At 60.1% G+C, this 5,090-nt stretch carries 5 protein-coding genes; all 5 read right to left on the reverse strand.

Going from position 1 to position 5,090, the window contains the following annotated elements:
* Positions 1-153: 153 nt before the first annotated feature.
* The gene (locus MU407_RS14530) at positions 154-1,611 is read right to left on the reverse strand and encodes a phosphodiester glycosidase family protein (RefSeq protein ID WP_246958243.1); all 1,458 of its coding nucleotides are present in this window, start codon (positions 1,609-1,611) and stop codon (positions 154-156) included.
* A 41-nt stretch (positions 1,612-1,652) separates the two neighbouring features.
* A complete protein-coding gene (locus MU407_RS13500) occupies positions 1,653-2,141 on the reverse strand; it encodes an NUDIX domain-containing protein (protein ID WP_246958251.1) in 489 nt (162 codons plus the stop codon).
* Positions 2,142-3,119: 978 nt separating this feature from the next.
* Positions 3,120-4,022, reverse strand: coding sequence for a class I SAM-dependent methyltransferase (locus MU407_RS13505; RefSeq protein WP_246958253.1), 903 nt, complete (start codon positions 4,020-4,022; stop codon positions 3,120-3,122).
* Entirely contained in the window at positions 4,003-4,566 is a 564-nt protein-coding gene (locus tag MU407_RS13510; protein ID WP_246958255.1) for a dCTP deaminase, read from the reverse strand. Before MU407_RS13510 ends, MU407_RS13505 begins: the two co-directional genes overlap by 20 nt.
* On the reverse strand, positions 4,563-5,090 hold a 528-nt coding region (locus tag MU407_RS13515), incomplete at its 5' end, for a hypothetical protein (protein ID WP_246958257.1). The genes MU407_RS13515 and MU407_RS13510, both read right to left, overlap by 4 nt.

Here is a 5,090-nt window from a genome sequence, read left to right on the forward strand (position 1 = left end):
CACCTGAAAGGTGCTCCTTCCAGTGGATGGCTACGAGTCTGAACAACCCGTATCATCCCAGGTCAGGAGCATCTTTCTCTATGTCGTCCACCAGTCGAAACCACACCTCGATGAAATCTCGAGGTTAGCAAATACGGCCTCATAAGCCGACACTTACCACGCGCGTGACCAACTGGGATTACCCGAGGTCGCAAGCCGCCATGCCCCGGGGACGTAGCGTTCGAAGGGGACGCCGACGACATCGTTGCGATCGGCGGGAGGAACCGCGAGCCGACCCCATCGAGAGATGTTGGCTGCACCACCGCTATCGAGCGCCACAGCCTCGTGGCAGCCCGCTTCGAGGAGTACGGACGTCATCTCCGCCAAAGTCACACCCGGAACATCATAGCCAGGCTCGATCGAGCGCGGTTCGCAACCCTCGGCGACTAACACGCACACGTCTCCAGCCGGAGTTAAGCCGACTGCCGCCCTGCCGCGTGGCTCGTCCACAATTTTGTCGACGGTCAGTGCCACCGGTGGGACCGCTTCATCACCAAAGTCCGTCGTCGAGCGATAAACCTCGCGTCCGCTGGCCACCTCGCCTACCACATCAACGGCCTCGGACGCCCGGAGCATGGCCGGTCCCACCTGACTGCCTGACAGAGCCCGCGCCCCAGCCAGCTCGAGGTCGTAGACCACCCACGCGCTGTCACCCGCATGATCCAACAGACTTTTGGCACATTTCGACGGAACGAGTGCGACGAGCCCGTTGGCAGGACAGGGAACGCTTTGCCGACCGATCTGGACAACCTGCCGACCGTAGATTGTCAGACCCACGAAGCCCGGGGGCACTGGCACGACAGCGGGGATGCCGCGTGCTCGGGTAACGATTTGGATCTCTCCGGCAGCGGCTGCAAGACACTCCCTTGGATGGACACACCGACAGACCGCCGTCTCCCCATGGATGACTAGCCCACCGGGCAAGGTGATGGTGAGGTCACCTACATCTACCTGACGCACGATGATCCGGTCCACACCGGAGCGGTCGAGCACTCTCAACAGCGCCGAACGTGCGGCTATTGGCGGCGACGTGATAACACCATCGACCACCTCGAGCCCGATCGGGTCACCGCTGGCGGCGAAGCCATCGGCGAACTCCTCTTCCAGCCAGATGTAGTAGCCGCTGTTAAAGCACAGGCTGTAGCTAGCTCCGAACTCTGAAATCCGACCCAGTCGGCTGCTAGTTGGCACCACGCAGGAGACCTGCGGATCTCTCCTAGCAAGGCTTCGGAAGTCATGGCGCCCCGCTGGGATCAGCGCCCAGCGATGTTCGGCAACCAGCGCCGCTGTCGCCGCCGCTATGACCGGATCGCTACTGATTGGTAGCCCTCCGTCTTCTAGCAGTTTGCCTTCAGCAGCAGCAGAGAGCAACAGCTTTCGCATCTGAACCTGGGGGGACAACCAGGTCGAGTCGTCGATCTGGACAAGAGGCATGGCCGCTGCACTGGTGAACCCCAGCACGCTGCGACGCCGGGGAGCTTGACGTCCGAAGAAGGCAAGTTCTCCAGCGATTTCGGCGGTGACAGCGCGTTGCTTGTTAGACCAGGCCCTGATATAAGCGAGGCCTTCCACGTCTGCAGCGGCAATTCGCCCCATCCAAGCGGAACCACCGGTCATTGCTGAAAAAGCCGGTACCGAAGCGCTGCAAAACTGAGCGCAGTGAACGATTCGGGTTCGTGCTGCATCATTTCCATCAGAGACTCTTGCTCTATCCACTGCGCCTCACGGGATCCGTCTCCTGTCGCATGGGGCTGCCCCGAAGCAACCACGTCGACCACGGCCAGCACCGAGGGGTAAGGACCCTGGAGCATCTGCACTAGCTGGATCGAATCGCTGACCTGCACACGATCGCCCATCAGCTCATAGTCAGTCTGATTGACCTGGACCTCCACATCGCTGAGACCAGATTCCTCGAGAACTTCCCGCTCAGCACACGAAGCCAGCGGCTCGAAAGCCCGCCACTTCCCACCCGGGAGCTCCCATCGACCGCTGTTTTCCGGGTCCGACTCGGGCTTCCACCTCTTCTGAAGCAGTATTCGCCCGGGCCTATCCCGGTCTCGAACTATTGCGTAGACATTCGCGAGGACCAGCTGTTCAGGCATTGTTTATCCATTTCGTTCCGACGTACCTATGGGGTAGCAGCTCTTGCAGACGAACCGGCCCGGTGGTCAACCAGACCATGGCGTCGGGCCCGTATCCGCTAAGCACCTCACGGCACAGGCCACACGGAGGCATAATTTCCAAATCGCGATTCTCTCCGGGACGGGGATGACGAACCGTCACCATCGCGACAGGGAGGGCACCACGGGCGATGGTCTGCGACAGTGCCCCGTTCTCAGCACAGCTCGACGCGCGACCCACCTCTGCCTCGATATGGACACCCGTCGCCAATTCCCCGTCGTCGCCGAGCATTGCGCACCCCAGCTGGTGTCGCGATGGCCGGTAGACGCGACCTATGGCGGCACTCGCCTCCTCGTACAGAGCTTGACGGAGCTCGCCCAGCACAGCAGTCGCAGCCCTGAGCGGACCTGAAGTTGCAGGAATATGATCTATCAAGCTCTCGGCGCGGGCCGCGAGATCGGCCAGCGATCCGGCATTATCAATGTACAGGTCAGCAACAGGCTCGGATCCAGTGACCTCCACCCCAGCCCGGTCAGGATTCGCGGACAAATCCTTGCGCTCCTGCAACCGAGCGACTCTCAGACTCTCAGGGGCACGCACCAGCACCACGGCGAAGCCAGCGTCTCGCAGAGACTCCAGGTCTAGAGGCCGCGCGTCACTGATGACAATCGACAATTCGCTTGAGATCGCCTGCAACCAGTCGGCCCGTGTAATGACTCGCCGGGTAAGTGCCCGCGGATCGCGCTGACGGAGGTGCCCACCAAGGAATGACAGTAGCTCGCCATCTTGGCGGAGCTCGCTATGTCGCACTCCAGCCCGGTCAAAGAGTGCCGCCTGCGCGGCGTAGAGGGGCCTAGCCATGGCAAGCTGTTGCCAATTGCGATCTAGAGCTGTCAGAGCGGTAGCCAGAGTCGACTTTCCCGCTCCCGGCCGCCCAACGAGAGCCACCCTCGCTGTCATCAGGGCCGGCCTACGAAGACGACGTTCACCTTCGACAGCCGGAAGAAGCCCTGCCGGTCGATGATCTCTTCAACGCGCTGCTGGACGTCGTCGAACAGTGCGCTGAACAGCTCCTCATCCACTGCACCGCCCGCAACCTTCTCCAGGCCAGCGTACCGGTGACCTCGGGCGTAAAACTCCATAAAGGGTCGCGCATCGTTGAACCGCAGCCAGTCCTCGTACGGGTGGACGCTGACGCTGGAGAATTCCTGCTCCAAGATGGCTTGGCCGTTATGGGGCGACAGAGTGCCTCGTCGCCCCTTCGGGGCCCGCTCAATCACGCTGTCAGGAATTCCCACTGCGTGCATTGCCTGCTCATGCAACTGGTACATCTCGGGCATCGAGTCCAAACCCTCGACAGTCACCACGGTCATCCCATCATCAGCGGTGGCCCTCCGAAGCTGGCTTACCATCTGATCAGGATCATCGATGTAGTGAAAGAGGAAATTGGCCATCACGCGGTCATATTTCTGTTCAATCAGGTCATCCAGCCGTCTCGCGTCACCGTGAACATACTTAACCGGAACCCAGGCGAAGTTGACGTTGCTCCTTGCGACGTCGAGAATCTCGCTAGACTGGTCTATCGCCATAATGCTTCCGGGATAGCGCATCCGTGAGGCAACGTCCCGCAGAACGAAGCCGTTGCCACACCCTACGTCCAAGACCGCCTCGGTGCCGTCAAGATCAAGGCAAGCCAAAGTGTGGTCGACAAGAGTGCGTGGGTTAGTGCGATAACGGTTGTGCGTTAGCTGCTGAACAGCCAACGGCTGGTCAGTACTGAAATGGCTGCGGAGATAATCATCTCCTAACACTGACATCCAATAGCGGGCACGTTCCTCGATGTCAACGCTCTGAAGTGTCATCAGCGGTGTCCTCCTCGTTTCCTTTAGTGGCGAAGTCGCGGTAAGCCTGAGATGCCATAGGTGCCTCGGCAGGGCTGTACTTGCCGTCGTAGAGCCTTACTTTTCCTCGCGGGACCCAGTAGGCGACTTGGGCAATCCGCATTTGCGGATATACCCGCAGGGGTGCCACAGAATGCAGCTGGAAGGTAGTGGGGCCATGCGATCCGATATCGATTAAATCGGCCGTGACGTGGATAAATAAGCCTAGGCGGGCGAGACTTGATTTCGCCCGCACAATCGGCACATAGTGGTCACTACCGATGTACTCCATGCTGCCACCCAGATATATCCGGTCTGGTTGCAGGATGATGCCGTCAGGGGGGATGATGACCTCATCGACTGGGTTATTGCGCGCGACGTCGAGTTCTCGATCACGGTACACCAAGAGGCGAGGCGCCAAGCGCAGGTCATAGCTGTTTGGATTGACTTGGTCCGGCACGAACGGCGCGATGCGAATTTTCCGTTCGAGCACCCCCTGCTCTATAGCATGTCCAGTTAAAATCACCTACTAATCACCTCTTTCATCATTGCGGCTGAGGGCACGGTAGGCGCCGACAGGGTCCCGAGCAAGCCGTCGTAAAGTGCCACTTCCCCGGTCGGAACCCAGAACGAAACCTGGCCACACACCATTCCCGGATAAACACGGAGGGGTTGCACAACGGTTATTTCGAGGGTCCATTGGTGCGAGGCGCCAAGGTTTCCCATATCTGCGGAGAGCTGCAGGTACATTCCGAGCCGGCCAAGACTCGAACGACCGATCAGTGAGGGAACATAGCACGAGCTCCCGATCCGCTCGACGGTGTTGCCAATATAGAGCTGTCCCGGTTGTAAAACCAAGCCGTCGGCAGGAATCACGAGCTCTTTCGTCGCCGGCGGATGTAAGGAATCGATGACACCCAGCGGGGTGGTGTCATAGCGTCGAAGCAACACCTCCGGTCGGCGGGGGTCTGATCGGTGGAGTGTGCGGATGGCGCGGGTGGGGTTGTCGTTCAGTGACAGGTCGGAGATCTCGACGGCCTCGAAAGCGGG

It is taken from the genome of Brachybacterium sp. Marseille-Q7125, assembly GCF_023062615.1.
Classification (GTDB): Bacteria; Actinomycetota; Actinomycetes; order Actinomycetales; family Dermabacteraceae; genus Brachybacterium.